16 protein-coding genes are annotated in these 15,906 nt (G+C 71.0%); 11 read left to right on the top strand and 5 right to left on the bottom strand.

What is annotated here, in order from left to right; translation table 11 throughout:
• The gene (gene aroA, locus ACQP2X_RS44800; RefSeq protein ID WP_498692273.1) at window positions 1-1,293 is read right to left on the bottom strand and encodes a 3-phosphoshikimate 1-carboxyvinyltransferase; all 1,293 of its coding nucleotides are present in this window, start codon (window positions 1,291-1,293) and stop codon (window positions 1-3) included.
• A 138-nt stretch (window positions 1,294-1,431) separates the two neighbouring features.
• Here aroA and ACQP2X_RS44795 point away from each other — a divergent pair, with 138 nt between their 5' ends.
• The 5 genes from ACQP2X_RS44795 (at window position 1,432) to rsrA (ending at window position 5,452) form a co-directional block, all read left to right on the top strand.
• Entirely contained in the window at window positions 1,432-2,136 is a 705-nt protein-coding gene (locus ACQP2X_RS44795) for an SOS response-associated peptidase (RefSeq protein WP_498692272.1), read from the top strand.
• Window positions 2,137-3,131: 995 nt separating this feature from the next.
• On the top strand, window positions 3,132-3,536 hold the full coding sequence (locus ACQP2X_RS44790; protein ID WP_498692271.1) for a WhiB family transcriptional regulator: 405 nt from the start codon (window positions 3,132-3,134) through the stop codon (window positions 3,534-3,536).
• A 4-nt stretch (window positions 3,537-3,540) separates the two neighbouring features.
• A complete protein-coding gene (locus ACQP2X_RS44785; RefSeq protein WP_498701243.1) occupies window positions 3,541-4,158 on the top strand; it encodes an alpha/beta hydrolase family protein in 618 nt (205 codons plus the stop codon).
• Window positions 4,159-4,368: 210 nt separating this feature from the next.
• Window positions 4,369-5,163, top strand: coding sequence for a sigma-70 family RNA polymerase sigma factor (locus ACQP2X_RS44780; protein ID WP_498692270.1), 795 nt, complete (start codon window positions 4,369-4,371; stop codon window positions 5,161-5,163).
• 4 nt (window positions 5,164-5,167) lie between these two features.
• Complete coding sequence (gene rsrA, locus ACQP2X_RS44775) at window positions 5,168-5,452, top strand: mycothiol system anti-sigma-R factor (RefSeq protein ID WP_097318042.1); 285 nt, start codon at window positions 5,168-5,170, stop codon at window positions 5,450-5,452.
• Window positions 5,453-5,498: 46 nt separating this feature from the next.
• Here rsrA and ACQP2X_RS44770 read toward each other — a convergent pair whose 3' ends face one another.
• The gene (locus ACQP2X_RS44770; protein ID WP_369752275.1) at window positions 5,499-5,573 is read right to left on the bottom strand and encodes a 50S ribosomal protein bL37; all 75 of its coding nucleotides are present in this window, start codon (window positions 5,571-5,573) and stop codon (window positions 5,499-5,501) included.
• A gap of 103 nt (window positions 5,574-5,676) precedes the next feature.
• Between ACQP2X_RS44770 and ACQP2X_RS44765 the strand changes: the two genes are divergently transcribed.
• Window positions 5,677-5,895, top strand: a complete 219-nt coding sequence (locus tag ACQP2X_RS44765) for a biotin/lipoyl-binding carrier protein (protein WP_203776786.1) — start codon at window positions 5,677-5,679, stop codon at window positions 5,893-5,895.
• On the opposite strand, the gene ACQP2X_RS44760 is transcribed toward ACQP2X_RS44765, so the two are convergent.
• Entirely contained in the window at window positions 5,882-7,405 is a 1,524-nt protein-coding gene (locus ACQP2X_RS44760; RefSeq protein WP_498692269.1) for a tetratricopeptide repeat protein, read from the bottom strand. The genes ACQP2X_RS44765 and ACQP2X_RS44760 overlap by 14 nt on opposite strands.
• A gap of 162 nt (window positions 7,406-7,567) precedes the next feature.
• Here ACQP2X_RS44760 and ACQP2X_RS44755 point away from each other — a divergent pair, with 162 nt between their 5' ends.
• The 5 genes from ACQP2X_RS44755 (at window position 7,568) to ACQP2X_RS44735 (ending at window position 14,032) form a co-directional block, all read left to right on the top strand.
• Entirely contained in the window at window positions 7,568-8,605 is a 1,038-nt protein-coding gene (locus tag ACQP2X_RS44755) for an SIS domain-containing protein (RefSeq protein ID WP_498701241.1), read from the top strand.
• Window positions 8,606-8,633: 28 nt separating this feature from the next.
• Window positions 8,634-10,184, top strand: coding sequence for a sensor histidine kinase (locus ACQP2X_RS44750; protein WP_498692268.1), 1,551 nt, complete (start codon window positions 8,634-8,636; stop codon window positions 10,182-10,184).
• Between the two features lie 284 nt (window positions 10,185-10,468).
• Window positions 10,469-12,163, top strand: a complete 1,695-nt coding sequence (locus tag ACQP2X_RS44745; RefSeq protein WP_498692267.1) for a nitrite/sulfite reductase — start codon at window positions 10,469-10,471, stop codon at window positions 12,161-12,163.
• A gap of 151 nt (window positions 12,164-12,314) precedes the next feature.
• Complete coding sequence (locus tag ACQP2X_RS44740; protein WP_498692266.1) at window positions 12,315-13,079, top strand: phosphoadenylyl-sulfate reductase; 765 nt, start codon at window positions 12,315-12,317, stop codon at window positions 13,077-13,079.
• Entirely contained in the window at window positions 13,061-14,032 is a 972-nt protein-coding gene (locus ACQP2X_RS44735; RefSeq protein WP_498692265.1) for a sirohydrochlorin chelatase, read from the top strand. The genes ACQP2X_RS44740 and ACQP2X_RS44735 overlap by 19 nt, the downstream gene beginning before the upstream one ends.
• Before the next feature lie 222 nt (window positions 14,033-14,254).
• Here ACQP2X_RS44735 and ACQP2X_RS44730 read toward each other — a convergent pair whose 3' ends face one another.
• Window positions 14,255-14,509 carry a WhiB family transcriptional regulator gene (locus tag ACQP2X_RS44730; protein ID WP_014447395.1) on the bottom strand — a complete coding sequence of 85 codons (255 nt, stop codon included), beginning with the start codon at window positions 14,507-14,509 and terminating at the stop codon, window positions 14,255-14,257.
• A gap of 403 nt (window positions 14,510-14,912) precedes the next feature.
• A complete protein-coding gene (locus ACQP2X_RS44725) occupies window positions 14,913-15,860 on the bottom strand; it encodes a diacylglycerol/lipid kinase family protein (RefSeq protein WP_498692264.1) in 948 nt (315 codons plus the stop codon).
• Window positions 15,861-15,906: the final 46 nt, after the last annotated feature.

Below are 15,906 nucleotides of genomic sequence, written 5' to 3'. Positions count from 1 at the left end.
CTAGCTCCTCGCCACGAGTCCCGCCCAGAGTTCGGGGAACTCGGGCAACGTCTTCGACGTACACGCTACGTCGGTCAGTGCTGTGCCCGGCACAGCGAGGCCCATAACCGCCGCGGCGTGTGCCATCCGGTGATCGGCGTAGGTCTCGAAGCTCGACGCCCGCGGCGCGCCCGGCACGATGCGCAGCCCGTCGGGGAACTCGGTGACATCGGCCCCGGCCTTGCCGAGCTCGGTCGCGAGAGCCGCGATGCGGTCGGTCTCGTGCCCGCGGATGTGCGCGACCCCGCGCAGCTCCGACGGCCCGTCGGCCAGCGCGGCCAGGGCGGCGACGACCGGGGTGAGCTCGCTGACCTCGGACAGGTCGGCGGTGATGCCCCGCAGCGACCCGGTGCCGCGCACGGTCAGCCCGTCGTCCGACTGCGTCACCTCGGCCCCCAGAGCCGTGAGCAGCTCGGTGACCCGCCCGACCGGCTGCCAGCTCTCGGCCGGCCAGCCGGCCAGCGTGATCGTGCCCCCGGTGACCATGGCGGCGGCGAAGAAGGGCGCCGCGCCGGAGAGGTCGGGCTCGATCACCCACGTACGCCCGCGCAAAGCCCCCGGCTCGACCGTCCACACATCGGGCACACTCTCGTCGACCACAGCGCCGGCGGCACGCAGCATGTGCGTGGTCATGCGCAGGTGGGGCGCGGACGGCACCGGCGGCCCCTCATGGCGAAGCCGCAGCCCCTTGGTGAACCGGGGCGCCGACAGCAGCAGCCCGGAGACGAACTGACTGGACCCGGAGGCGTCGATCACGGCCTCGCCGCCCTCGACCAGCCCCGCTCCGCGCACGGTCAGCGGCAGCCCACCGGACTCGGAAGCCTCGATCGACACCCCGAGCGCCCGCAGCGCCTCGACGATCGGCCGCAGCGGCCGGTTGCGCGCGTGAGGATCACCGTCGAACTCGACGGTCCCGTCGGCCAGCGCCGCCGCCGGCGGCAGGAAGCGCATGATCGTGCCGGCCAGCCCCACATCGACCCGGGCCGGCCCGCGCAGTGCACCCGGCTCGACCGTCCACTGCTCGTCGGCGCTCGTGTCGACACCCACGCCGAGCGCCCGGAGGCCGGCGGCCATCAGCTCGGTGTCACGGGCCCGCAGGGGCCGCTCGACCACCGAAGGCTCAGCGGCGAGCGCGGCCAGCACGAGTGCCCGGGCCGTCATCGACTTGGAGCCGGGCAGGCGAACGACACCACTGACCGGTCCGGACGCGGTCGGGGCGAGCCAGGGGCGAGCTTGAGCTGTCACGCCCGCCATTCTGCCCGGCCCCTCCGACATTTCCCGGCAGGCTTCCCGCCGGCCGGGACTCCTGCTCCGGACGGCGATGTGCCATGTCGGCGACAGGCGGGCACGCGGGACCACGGAGCGCGGCCGGAAGGCGTACCGTTTCCGGCCATGTGCGGGCGGTACGCGACGACGCGGAGCGAGGCCGACCTCAGCGATCTCTTCGAGGCTGTGAACGTGGCCGAGACGCTGGGGCCGAGTTGGAACGTCGCCCCGACCGACCCGGTGCCGGTGGTGCGGGTCTCGCAGACACACGAGGCACGCGTGCTCGACACGGCCCGCTGGGGCCTGGTGCCGCCGTGGGCCAAAGACCTGCGAGCCGGCGCCCGCATGATCAACGCGCGCTCCGAGACGGTGGCCACCTCCCCGGCCTTCGCCTCGTCGTTCGCCAAGCGGCGCTGCCTGGTGCCCGCCGACGGCTGGTTCGAGTGGGTGCGCGACGGCAAGCAGCGCCAGGCGTACTACATGACACCGTCCGACGGTGCGCCCCTCGCTTTCGCCGGCATCTGGTCGGCCTGGGGCCCGGAATCGGTGGTGACGTGCAGTGTGCTGACGACGGCGGCGCTGGGCGGCCTGGCCCGGGTGCACGACCGGATGCCCCTGATCCTGCCCCGGGACCGCTGGCCGGCTTGGCTCGCCGGCGGCGGCGACGCCGCCGAGCTGCTCACGCCGCTCGCGCTGGGCGAGTTGGAGGCCATCGAGATCCGTGCCGTACGCCCAGACGTCGGCAACGTCCGCAACAACGGCCCACACCTCCTGGACCCACCAGTGGCGTCGGCGCTCCCAGACCCGCCGGCCGAATCGACCCTCTTCTGACCAACCCGACCTCCTAGCCAATCCGACCTCCTAGCCAACCCGACTTCCTAGCCAACCCGACTTCCTAGCCAACCCGACTTCCTGGCCAATCCGACTTCCTGGCCTCCGACCCTTCTGGCCGTCCGACCCTCCTGGCCTCCGACCCCTCCTGGTCTTCGACCCTTCTGGCCATCCGGCCCGCTCGACAAATCCGACTCTCCCGGCCAATGCCACCTTCCCGACTAATTCGGCCTTCCGGCGAACTCGAACCTTCAGGCGAAGCCGACCAAGATGCGGCCCGCAGCCGGCCGGAGCGCCCGCCCGGACACGGGCATGGAGCGCGCGGGGCCGGGGGCGGCGCGCGCAAGGCGGGGTCGGGAGCGGTGTACGCAAGGCGGGGCTGGGCGGGGTGTGTGCAAGGCGGGGCTGGGCGGGGTGTGTGCAAGGCGGGCGCCGGGGGCGGCGTGCGCAAGGCGGCGCCGGGGGCGGGGTGCGCAAGGCGGGGCCGGGGGCGGTGTACGCAAGGCTGGGCCGGACGGGGTGGGCGCAAGGCGGGGTGTGGGCAAGGCGGGGCCGGGCGGGGTGTGCGCAAGGCGGGCGCGATGTGCCCAAGGCGAGGCGGCCGCGGTATGCCCCAAGGAGGCGACGAGCGCGGTGCGCGGGATCGGCCGCGGGACGCCGGGCCGAAGAGGGCGCGGGACCGGCTGTCGAACGGCGGGCCGAAGGAAGGCGCGGCCCAGGCCGCCGGGCAGCCGGAGCCGTCGTGGGAGCGATCCCACAAAGGGGGTCCGAAGGGGACGCCCGGACGGTAACGATTGGCTGGGAACCGGGATGATCAACTGATCGTTTGGTTGGTAATTGTCAGGATTTTTAATAGGCAACTTTGTTTCAAGATAGATAAGACCCTTGTTCTGATCTCTTTCCTTGCGATACAAAACTGCGCCGGAGTGGTGCTGGTTCGCACGGTGCGGACCGGTCGCCACATGCACGACCGGTCCCACGGGGGAGGTGGGCTCATGACACGGGCACGTATGCCGCGTCCACATGAAGTTGCCATCGCGCGACGTGATCCTCGACTGCTCGAGGCGATTCGCGAACGGCGCTCGGACGAGGCCTGGCGGACACGCGGCGCATGCCGCTCCGTCGATCCGGAAACCTTTTTTCCCGCTCCGAACGAGCCGTCCGAAGGCGCGGTCTCGCTCTGCGGCACCTGCACGGTCCAGGGCCCTTGCCTGGCCTGGGCACTGCAGGTCGGCGACTGTCACGGCGTCTGGGGCGGCACGACGCCGCGCGAGCGCCGGGCGATGCTGGTGGCCTGGCGGGAACGGGTCGGCCCGGACGGCGAGGCGGTCGACGACGAGCCGGACGAGGAAGACCGCAGATTGCTCACCCTCTTACCGGTCATGCCGGTGAGCCGCTGATTACATAGGGGCTGTGACCAGCTCCGAAATCGAGACACCGCGCGGGCCGGCCGGCCTTCGGATCACCGAACCGGCCGGTCCGCCCGTCAGCCTGCTCGTCCTGGGCCACGGCGCGGGCGGCGGCGTCGACGCGCCCGACCTGATCGCCGTTCACGACGCGGCTGTTGCTTCGGGTGTACGGGTGGCGCTCGTGACCCAGCCCTACCGGGTCGCCGGCCGTCGTGCCCCCGCGCCCGCCGGCCAGCTCGACGAAGCGTGGACCGCCGTCGTGCGGTCGTTGCGCACCGGCGTACAGCAAATTCCTTTGATCGTCGGCGGGCGGTCCAGCGGCGCGCGGGTCGCCTGCCGCACCGCGAGCGAGCTCGGCGCCGCGGCCGTTCTCTGCCTGGCCTTTCCTCTGCACCCGCCGGGCAAGCCCGAGAAGAGCCGCGCCGGCGAACTGCCCACTGACGTGCCGACCCTGGTCCTCAACGGTGACCGGGATCCCTTCGGTGTCCCGGAGCCGACCACCGGCGTCGAGGTGATCACCCGCCCCGGAGCCACCCACGACCTGCGCAAAGACGTCAAAACGACCGCCGAACTGGCGGTCGGATGGTTGCGGGGTCATGGATGGGCCAGTTGAGGTCTGACCGGTACCAGAGTCGCGTTGCGCCCGTCCGTGTCGAGGGCGCCGAAAACGTCTAGGCGAAGCCGAGGGCGTTTTCGGTGACCGCGACACGGACCTGTTGGGGCGCAACGCCCGCCGAGCGGAGCGAGGCCATCAGCAGGGAATGCAAGTTGCGCCTAAGTGGTTGTACGGCTCGGAGCTTGTACGTCGGAAGGGGTAAATGAGGTGCGAGCCGGAACCGACTTCCTCGAGCGCGAGGGCGCGGAGGTGACCCGGGTGCGGGATCTGCTGGATTCCCCCGAGTGGCCGGCCACGCAACCCGCCTCTCTATCGGTGAGTGTCAGCACACCGGCGGTTTTCGAAGCCGCTGATGGGGCACTACCCGTATCCTCGGCGGGGCGGTCGAGGGGAGAGCTCAGGGTGGCCCAGACAGAACGGACCGAGGAGCGCCGGGCGCGCTTCGAGCGGGACGCGTTGCCTTTTGTGGACCAGCTGTACGCAGCCGGTCTGCGGATGACGCGTAATCCCGCGGACGCCGAGGACCTTGTTCAGGAGACATACCTGAAGGCGTTCTCCGCGTTCCACCAGTTCGAGGAGGGCACCAACCTCAAGGCTTGGCTGTACCGCATCCTCACGAACACGTATATCAACTCGTACCGGCGCAAGCAGCGTCAGCCGGTGCAGGCTCCCACCGAGGAGATCACCGACTGGCAGCTCGCCTCGTCGGAGTCGCACACGTCGGCGGGCCTGCGGTCGGCCGAGACCGAGGCGCTGGACCGGCTGCCGGACAGCGACATCAAGGAGGCCCTCCAGGCTCTGCCCGAGGACTTCCGCCTGGCCGTCTACCTCGCTGATGTCGAGGGTTTCTCGTACAAGGAGATCGCCGACATCATGGGCACGCCGATCGGCACCGTCATGTCCCGCCTGCACCGTGGGCGGCGCAACCTGCGCAAGACCCTGGAGTCGTACGCCGTCGACCGGGGCATCACCCGGTCCGCTTCGGAACCGCAGGAGGCGTGAACCGATGAGCGGCCACGACGACGAGCACGACACCGATTGCGGCATCGTTCTTTCCGAGGTTTACCTCTACCTCGATCTGGAGTGCAGTGAGGACCGGCGGACGCTGATCCAGAAGCACCTGGACGACTGCGACGGCTGCCTGCGGGAGTACGGCATCGAGCACGAGGTGAAGGCCCTGGTGTCCCGCTGCTGCGGCGACGAGAAGGCCCCGCGCGAGCTGCGCGACCGCCTGCGGGTCAAGCTCGACCAGCTCGAGGTGCAGGTCGAGACCCGGGAGTACCTCCCGTAAGGACGACACGAAAAAGCCCGGCGGATATCCGCCGGGCTTTTTCTGTTCAGCTGTTGGGACGCTTGCCGTGGTTGGCCGAGCTCTTCTTACGGGCCTTCTTCTTACGGGCCTTCTTAGCCATGGTGAGACTCCTGTCGGTGCGGTGTTTCCCGCGTCGATCGTAGTCGGGCCGCTTCCGTGGTTTGATGACCCCACCTAAGCCCACGAAGCGAGGAGGATTACCGATGGCCGACGAGATCCGGGCCGAGATGGTGGCGAACGTGTGGAAGGTCGTGGCCTCGGCCGGTGACACGGTCGCCGAGGGGGACACCCTCGTCATCCTCGAGTCGATGAAGATGGAGATCCCCGTCCTGGCCGAGTCGGAGGGCACGGTCGCGGAGCTGGCCGTGCACGAGGGCGACGTGGTCCAGGAAGGCGATCTGATCGCCGTTATCGCTGCCTGAACGACCACTTCAGGAGCAGGCGGTTGCGGCCGCGCGGGCGGGGGACCACCGGGACCCTGGTCATCGCGGCCGCGAGCTGACGCGTCGACCGGTCGAGGGCCGGCGTGGCCAGCGCCAGCTCGGCCACCGAGCGGGCGCCCGGCCGGGACGCCACCTCGCTGAGCCGGGCCGTCACGATCTCGGCCACGTCGTCGCGGGCGGCCGGGTCGATCCAGGCCGCGACGATCATCGCGAACAGGGCTGCCTCGGTCACCCGGTCGAGGCCGCCGTCGAGCAGTTCCAGCAGCCGCCGGCGGCGGGCCGAGTCGAGCCAGGGCTCCTCGGTGCCGTGGTGGAGCAGGCCCAGGCAGGCCCAGATCTCGGCCGCGGCCACGTCGGCCGGCGGATGGGCCAGCAGTGCCGTCAGATCCGGCGGCGACAGCATGATCAGCGGGACGGCCGCGTCGTACGCGGCCGACGGGTGGGCCCAGGAGAGCGCGGCCACCTGGCGCAGGCGGCGGATCGCCTCTTCCGAGGGCTCGCCGCTGGACGGGGCGTAGCCGCGCGGCAGCGGGGCGGCCGCCGGAGCGCCGCCGAGCCACGGGGTGTCACGGCAGCAGTCGGCGAGGTCGCTGTGCTCGTGCGACTCGTCGGGGTGGTCGCGGATGTAGTCGGCCAGGCGGACCAGATGCATGAGGTCGCCGTCGGCGCGGTAGCGCAGCCGGTGGGCCGTGTGCACCGCGCAGTCGTAGTCGGGGTCGCGCTCCAGCGCCCGGTCGACCCAGCTCAGCGCGTCCTCCAGCCGGCCGTTGTCGGCCAGGGTGCCGGCGATGTCGGCGTAGACCGAGAGGTCGTCGGGGTCGTGGGCGACCGCGCGGCGCAGCGCCGCGAGCGCCTCGGGCAGCCGGCCGGCGCTGCGGTAGGCGTACCCGAGCCAGATCTCGCCGAGCTTGGAGGGACGGACCCGGGCCCCGCGGGCGGCCCAGTCGACGGCCAGGTCGTGCTCGCCGACCCGCCGGGCCAGGGCCGAGCCCGCGCCGAGCAGCATGGCGTGCTCGGGGTGGGCGGCGATGGCGTGCCGGACGACGGTCAGGTAGGGGCGCAGGGTGGGCGGGGCCGGTTCGCCCACCCGGGTGCAGAGGCGCATGAGAATCTGGGCCAGCAGGCCCGGCTCGATGCGCACGCCCAGGGCGGGCTCGGCGACCCAGGGCACGCCGGCCCAGTCGGCCGCGGGCGCGTGCCCGCTCGCGGCGGTGAGCAGCGGCAGGCCGTCCTCGGGGCGGCCGGCGGCGGCGAGCAGGTGGGCGCGGGCGGCCAGCCGGCCGGCCGACGTGTGCGGGCCGACCTGGAAGAGGTCGAGGCCGCCGCCGGGACGGGCGGCCAGCCTGCTCAGCAGCTCGTGGGCCTCGGGGAGGACCGGCGCGTGGGCCAGCGCCCCGGCGAGGTGATCGGCGGCTATCTCCGGCTCCTCGCGCGCCAGAGCGGATCTTGCCTGCTCAAGTGCGCGGTCGGCCGCACGGCGTACATCCACGGTGCAGAACAGTAAGCGATACGGGCGAGTATGTCAGCATCCGTTTGCTGCGCATTAGTGCGCGAAACGTTGACGATCTAAGCTGTTTCTTGCAACACTGCGCATCGATTGCGCGATAGATGCTCATCAGGGGAGGAACACGTGACACAGCGAGGCCAGGGGATGGCGGCGGACATCGCGGAACAACCGGGCGGATTCGCGCGGCTCATCGAGGGTGAGCACGCCGAAGCGATCGCCGCGGTGGCCGCCGAGGTGGCCCGTCGCAAGCCGCGCAACGTGGTGTTCGTGGGCCGGGGCACCTCCGATCACGCGGCGCTCTACGGGGCGTACCTCACCGAGATCCGTCTCGGCCTGCCGGTGGCCAGCGCCTCGCCGAGCGCGATCACGCTCTACGGCGCCCGGCCCGACTTCGCCGGAACGCTCGTCATCGGCGTCAGCCAGAGCGGCGGCTCGCCCGACCTCACCGGCGTGCTCCAGACCGCCCGCGAGACCGGCGGCCTGACCCTCGCCGTGACCAACAACCCGTCCTCCCCGCTGGCTCAAGCGGCCGAGCTGTCGATCGACGTGGCGGCCGGCCACGAGCGGGCGGTCGCGGCCACCAAGACGTACACGGCCGAGCTCCTCGCCCTTCTGATGTTGATCGAAGGCATCCGGGCCGGCGACGGCCGTCTGCCCGGCGAGGAGAGGGCCGCGCTGGACAAGCTGCCCCAGCTGGCCGAGGACGCGCTCGCCGATCCGGCCGCGGACGATCTGGCCCAGCGCTACCGCTTCGCTTCCCGGATGGTCACGACCGGTCGGGGGTACGCCTATCCGACCGCCCGCGAGGCCGCCCTCAAGCTCATGGAGACCTCGTACCTGCCCGCGCTCTCGTTCTCGGGCGCCGACCTGCTGCACGGGCCGCTGGCGATGACCGACCCCGACGTGCCGGTGCTGGCCGTGGTCGGCGACGGGCCCGGCGGCCGGTCGATGCGCGACGTCGTCACCCGGCTCGCCGAGCGCCGGGCCGACGTGGTGACGGTCGGCGCGACCGACGTGACCGGCGCTTCCGGGCGGCTGGCGGTGCCCGCGGTGACCGACGAGCGCTACAGCGCCCTGCTCGACATCCTGCCGTTGCAGAAGCTCGCGCTCGCCCTCGCGCTGGCCCGTGGTGAGGACCCGGACGCGCCTCGCGGCTTGAAGAAGGTCACGACGACCCTTTAAAGAAATATGGACGTGGAAAGCTTGGGCTGTGTCCACGTTGCGTGATCTGGCCGAGGAGCACACCTCCCTCGGCCCAGCCGACATCGACCACCTGCACCGGCTCGCGGGTGACTGGCAGCTGCTGTCCGACCTCTCCTTCGCCGACCTGCTCCTCTGGGTGCCGGTGAAGCGGGAGGACGGGCAGCCCCGCGAATATCTGTGCGTGGCCCAGGTGCGCCCGAACAGCGCGCCCACCGCGTACCAGGACGACCAGGTCGGCAAGATCGTCGGCGGTCCCGAGGTGGCCCATCTCGACATCGCCTTCGGCCAGGAGCGGATCTGGCGGGAGGGCGACCCCGTCTGGTACGGCGACACCCCCGCCCGTCACGAGGCCATTCCGGTACGCCTGCGCGACGACAACGGCCGCGAGGAGGGCTGGAGCCAGGTCATCGCGGTGATCGGCCGGGACACCAACCTCTCCACCGCGCGGACGCCCAGCCAGCTCGAGCTCAACTATCTGACCACCGCCGACGACCTGGCCCAGATGGTCGCCGACGGCACCTTCCCGCCGCCGCGGCACCCGGGGGAGACCACCTCGGCCCCGCGCGTGGGCGACGGCCTGGCCCGGCTCGACGCCGGCGGCAAGGTGACGTACGCCAGCCCGAACGCGCAGTCGGCGTTCCGCCGGCTCGGCTTCAACGCGCACCTGGTCGGCGAGGAGCTGTCGACGCTGATCAGCCGGCTCGCGGCCGACCCGCTGGAGGGCAACGACGCGGCCGAGCGGATCCTGTCCGCGCTGCGCGGCGAGTTCCCGCCCCGCCAGGAGGTCGAGGCGCGCGGCGCGACGGTGCTCACCCGGGCCCTGCCGCTGCTGCCGGCGGGCGTGCCGATCGGCGCGCTCGTGCTGGTGCGCGACGTGACCGAGGTCCGGCGCCGGGACCGCGCGCTGATGACCAAGGACGCGACCATCCGGGAGATCCACCACCGGGTCAAGAACAACCTGCAGACCGTGGCCGCGCTGCTGCGCCTCCAGGCCCGCCGGGTCGACGCGCCCGAGGCCCGGATGGCGTTGCAGGAGTCGGTGCGCCGGGTCGCCTCGATCGCGCTCGTGCACGAGACGCTGTCGATGTCGAGCGACGAGGCGGTCGAGTTCGACGGCATCGTCGACCGGGTCGCGACGGCGGCGGCCGAGGTGGCGGCGACCAGCATCCAGGTCAAGATGCGCCGCGAGGGCACCTTCGGTGTGCTCCCGGCCGAGATCGCCACCTCGCTCGTCATGGTGCTCAACGAGCTGCTGATCAACGCGGTCGAGCACGGCTTCCCGGCCGACGAGGACGAGAACGGCGAACCCGAGCCGCCCGGCCCCGAGATCGGCGAGGTGGTCGTGTCGGCCCACCGCTTCCGCAAGCAGCTGCACGTCACGGTGGCCGACAACGGGCAGGGGCTGCCCGAGGGCTTCGCGGCCGACGCCGGCGGCCGGCTCGGCCTGCAGATCGTGCGGGCACTGGCCACGGGCGAGCTGCGCGGCAGCATTGAGCTGCGCAATCGCGCCGGCGGGGGCACCGAGGCGGTGCTCGTGGTGCCGCTGGGCAAGAGATGATCTATGCGGCGTGACACATTCTCGAAATCTGGACCACACTGGCCGAGAATGGTCGGGCATGAGAGGCTAGCCCACATGACCGCTGCAGTTGACCGCCGCTTCGTGGCTCGCCGCCACGTCGATTACGGCCGTGTCCGCAGCGCGATGTGTCCGGGTTCCTGACGCCGCCCGATTTGTGTTCCGGGTGCGCGAGACGCCCCGGCCACTCCTGACACCGAAGTCGCGAGTCCCCCAAAGGCCGAAAGCGTCCTCCCGCGCCCACCCTAGCCCGGAGGACCGCCGACATGGCGCCCAGCAGCACACCCGCAGGCCCGGCCGCTCGTCCCCGCAAGGCGCGCGGCGAGGGACAGTGGGCGCTCGGACACCGTGAGCCGCTCAACCCCAACGAGCGGATCAAGAAGGACGACAACCCGCTCAACGTCCGCGCCCGCATCGAGAACATCTACGCCCACGCGGGCTTCTCGTCGATCGACCCGCAGGACCTGCGCGGACGTTTCCGCTGGTGGGGGCTCTACACCCAGCGCAAGGCGGGCATCGACGGCGGTCGCACGGCGGTGCTCGAGCCGCACGAGCTCGAGGACGAGTACTTCATGCTCCGCGTCCGGGTCGACGGCGGCGCGCTGAGCCTGGCCCAGCTGCGCACGATCGCGGGCATCTCCCAGGAGTTCGGCCGCGACTCGGCCGACATCACCGACCGGCAGAACATCCAGCTGCACTGGATCCGGGTCGAGGACGTGCCGGAGATCTGGCGCCGGCTCGAGGCGGTCGGCCTGCAGACCACCGAGGCGTGCGGCGACTGCCCGCGCGTCGTGCTCGGCTCGCCGGTGGCCGGCATCGCCCGCGACGAGGTCCTCGACGGCACGCCGGCCATCGACGAGATCCTGAAGCGCTACATCGGCGACCCGCGCTACTCCAACCTGCCGCGCAAGTTCAAGTCGCAGATCTCCTGGCTGGCCGACGGGCCGTACGAGACCAACGACATCTCCTTCGTCGGCGTCGTCCACCCGCAGCACGGCCCCGGCTTCGACCTGTGGGTCGGCGGCGGCCTGTCCACCAACCCGCGCCTGGCCGAGCGCCTCGGCGTCTGGGTGCCGATCGAGGAGATCCCGGACGTCTGGGAGGGCGTGGTCGGCGTCTTCCGCGACTACGGCTACCGCCGCCTGCGCAACCGCGCCCGGCTGAAGTTCCTGCTGGCCGACTGGGGCGTGGCCAAGTTCCGCGAGATCCTCGAGAAGGAATACCTGGGCCGGGCCATGATCGACGGGCCGCCGCCGGAGTTGCCGGCCAAGCCGATCGACCACATCGGCGTGCACAAGCAGAACGACGGGCTCAACTACATCGGGGCCGCGCCGGTGGTCGGCCGCACGTCCGGCACCCAGCTGGCGAAACTGGCCGACGTCGTCGAGGAGCATGGTTCCGACCGGGTGCGCCTGACGGCGTACCAGAAGCTCCTGGTCCTCGACATCGCCGACGACAAGGTCGAGTCGGCCGTCGCGAAGCTGCGCGCGATCGGCCTGGAAGCCCGCCCGTCGGCCTGGCGGCGCGGCACGATGGCCTGCACCGGCATCGAATATTGCAAGCTCGCCATCGTCGAGACCAAGGCGCGCGGCGAGGAGCTGGTGGCCCGGCTCGAGGAGCGGCTCAAGGACTTCGACGCCGACATCTCGATCCACATCAACGGCTGCCCCAATGCCTGTGCACGCACCCAGGTGGCCGACATCGGCCTCAAGGGCCAGCTCGTCATGAACGCGCACGGCGAGCAGGTCGAGGGCTTCCAGGTGCACCTCGGCGGTGGCCTCGGCATGGCACAGGGGCAGACGTCCGGTTTCGGCCGCAAACTCCGCGGCCTCAAGGCAACGGCGGAGGAGCTTCCGGCGTACGTCGAGAAGCTCGCCCGCAACTACCTCAGCGACCGCGAGTCGCCGGGGGAGACCTTCGCCACCTGGGTGCTCCGCGCCGACGAGGAGCTCCTGAAATGAGCGACGCCCGATCCACCCCGCTGTACTGCCCCTACTGCGGCGAAGAGGACCTGTTCCCGAACGAGGCTTCGCACGGCGCGTGGGAGTGCCACTCCTGCGCCCGGGTTTTCACGGTGAAGTTCAACGGCTTGCTATCTCGGGGAGGCAAGAAATGACCATCGTGGCCGCAACCAACCTCAACCTGGTCAACCTCGGCGCACCGGCCGTCGCCCAGGATCCCGCCCGCCGCTCCCGCGAGGAGCTGGAGGTGCTCGCCCGCGACGCGGCGCGCGAGCTGGAGGGCGCACCGGCCGAGGTGATCGCCAAGTGGGCGACCGACACCTTCGGCGACCGTTTCTGCGTGACCAGCTCGATGGCCGACGCGGTGGTGGCGCACGTCTTCTCCCGGGTCTCGCCCGGCGTCGACGTGGTCTTCCTCGACACCGGCCTGCACTTCCCGGAGACGCTCAAGGTGCGCGACACCGTCGCCGCGACGATGAACGTCAACGTCCGCTCGATCCGGCCGCGGATGACGGTCGGCCAGCAGGACGGCGAGTACGGTCCCCGGCTGTTCGCCCGCAGCCCCGACGAGTGCTGCTTCCTGCGCAAGGTCGAGCCGCTGGAGCGCGCACTGTCCGACTACGACGCGTGGGCCACCGGCCTGCGCCGCGACGAGTCGCCCACCCGGGCCAACACGCCGGTCGTGGCCTTCGACGCCAAGAAGGGCAAGGTCAAGGTCAACCCGATCGCGGCCTGGACCCAGGCCGAGGTGGACCGCTACATCAGCCGGTGGAACGTGCCGGTGAACGAGCTCTTCAAGAAGGGCTACGGCTCGATCGGCTGCTGGCCGTGCACCCGGCGCACGAAGGCCGGCGAGGACCCGCGAGCGGGCCGCTGGGCGATGTTCGAGAAGACCGAATGCGGTCTGCACGTCTGACCGTCCTGCTGGTCGCACACGGCAGCCGGGACCCGCGGGCCGCCGCCTCGACGGAGGCGCTGGCCCGCGCCGTGCGACGGGCACGCCCGCGGTGGGACGTGCGGGCGTCATATCTGGACCACGCGGGGCCGAGGCCGCTCGAGGTGCTTACCGGCCTGCCGGCCGGTTCCCGGGCCGTCGTGGTGCCGCTGCTGCTGACGGCGGCCTATCACGGCCGGGTCGACGTGCCGGCGATCCTCACGGCGGCCGCTCATCTGCCGATCCACGTGAGTCTGGCCGACGTGCTAGGCCCCACAAATACGGAAATTCCGGGTTTGCTCCTCGACGGTTTGATCGACCGCCTCGGCGCCGCCGCCTCGACGAGCGGCGATGTCGCCGACGCGGGGGCCGGCGGCGCGGTGAGCGTGGGCGGTGTGGGCCGGGCCGGCGGCGCGGCCCGCGTGGGCGGTGTGGACAGGGCCGGCGGCGCGGACGGGGTTGACGCGGCGTGCGTGGGCAGCGTGGACGGGGTTGGCGCGGCGAGCGTGGGCGGCGCGGCGAGCGTTGGCGGCGTGGGCTTGGTCAGTGGTCGAGGGCTCGGCGGCGCGAACGGGGCCGGTCGTGGGCTCGACGGAGTCGTGCTGGCGGCGGCGGGGACCCGTGACGCGGCCGCGCGAGAAACGATCATGTGGGTTGCGGAGGCTCTCAGCGGCCGCCTGGGGCTTCCCTGTACCGTCGCCTATGCCTCGGGGGCCCTGCCGCGTCCCGGAGGCGCTGTGGGGCTTCTGCGGGGCCGGGTTGGAATGGCGGCCTACTTCCTCGCTCCGGGGCATCTCTACGACCTCGCGGTGCGCTCGGCGCTCGATGCGGGCGCGGTGACCGTCGCGGCGCCGCTGGGCGACGCGCCCGATCTTGTACGCCTGGTGATCGATCGCGTCGTGCTGACTCAGAGTCACTATTCCGTTGCGGCATAAGGCGGGCACGGACGGTATGGAGAATGTGGACCATTGGTTGCGGGCGTCCGCAATTTCGAGATCATTTCGTGGATTCTCGATGGAACCCAACGTGATCGAATTAGCGCGCTGGGCGAACCCCGAAGGAACCTCTCAGGAATCGGCGCGCTGAGTAATCGACCGGAAACAGCAAGACGCCCCGGTGCCGAACGGCCCGGGGCGCAAATGCTGTGGGGGATTGGTTCAGGCGGTAGGAGCGCCGACCCGCAGGCCGCCGCGACGCTTCACGGCGCGCCGCTCGTCTTCGCTCATCCCGCCCCAGACGCCGGCGTCCTGACCCGATTCGAGTGCCCAGGAAAGGCAGCTCTCGGTCACGGGACACCGCCGGCACACGGCCTTGGCCTGCTCGACCTGCAGGAGCGCGGGGCCGGACGTCCCGATCGGGAAGAACAGCTCCGGGTCCTCGTCGCGGCAGATCGCATCGTGACGCCAGTCCATGGCGGCAACACTCCTTGTTTCGGATGGGGTAATGAATCGCGTTACTGGTTTACCTATGCATGCGCGTTGGCGGCCGGTGGGCTGGAACCCTCCGCTCGCCGTGCGTCAGCAAGCTTTTGTGTTTGTGGCAAGCCGTTCGGCGCATCTGAATTAGGAACGCGCACAAGCAGCAGCCGGTTACTTCATATCGCTTGTGAATGCTTTCACGAACTCTGGCGATGTCAAGGGTAGCGCCAGAAGTTTCTCCCGGCGGGTGAGCTGGCTCACGGCCCCTTTGTCCGGTTTCGGGGCTACTGCCAGGACCCGGTGACGAACGCTCCCATCAATGTAGTACGGTCACGGCCCTCCTGCCGACCTTTTGACCGATTTTCTGTAACGGATCGTGAGGTTCCCTACCCCGTGATCAGCAGATCACACGTAGTGCCTCGGGAACGGACACGAAGTGCACCTTCTGGCGCTCGCCCAGATAGTCGCCGTCGAGCTGGAAAGGCTGCGGACGCGACGCCACCACGGTGAATTCGTCCTGGTCGTGCAGTTGCAGCACCTGTTTGCCGCTCGGATCGCCCTTGCGGGTCGCGAGCTGGGCCATCGTCCGGGTCGTGCTGGTGATGGCGAGGCCACGCAGGGCGAGCACGTCGAGACCGCGGTCGAACGAGGCGTTCGGGTTCGGGTTGATCGCGCGGTCGCCGAGATAGGTCCACGGGGCCGTGTTCTGGATGATGACCGTGCCCAGGTCGACCTCGGGCGGCTCGCCGGGGCGCTCGATGCTCAGCGGCGGGGTCTTGCGGTCGTCGCCGAAGAACTGGCCGACGATGGAGCGGAAGTAAAGGCCGGGCGTCGAGGTACGCCCGCGCAGCCGGGCCTGCTCGACCCGGCGCACCACGGCGGCGTCGAAGCCGAAGCCGGCGGCGAAGGTGAAGAAGCGGTCGTCGGCCCGGCCCAGCCCGATCACCCGGTGCCGGCCGTCGCGCAGCCCGTCGAGGATCACGCTGGTGCCCTCGGCCCAGTCGCGGGGCAGCCCGAGCGCGCGGGCGAAGACGTTCGTCGAGCCGCCGGGCACCACCGCGAGCGCCGGCAGCGCCTGGGCCCGCGAGTCGGTCATGCCGGTCAGCGCGCCCTCGGCGGTCATCAACCCGTTGACCGCCTCGTTGACCGTGCCGTCCCCGCCCAGGGTGACCACCACGTCGACGCCGCTCTCGGCGGCCGTCCGGGCCAGGGCCGAGGCGTGCCCGCGACGGGTCGTGTACTCCACCGACAGATCGACCGCGCTGCGCAGAGCGCGCACCAGGACGTCCCGGCTGCGCTCGCTGGTGGTCGTAGCCTTGGGGTTGACCAGCAGTAACGCTCGCATGCGCGGCACTGTACCCAACAACGGCCCGAAACACTGTCGGTATGGT

This window comes from Actinoplanes sp. CA-131856, from assembly GCF_050956135.1.
In the GTDB taxonomy this organism is placed as follows: Bacteria; Actinomycetota; Actinomycetes; order Mycobacteriales; family Micromonosporaceae; genus Actinoplanes.
This window is presented reverse-complemented; position numbering and strand designations above follow the sequence as displayed.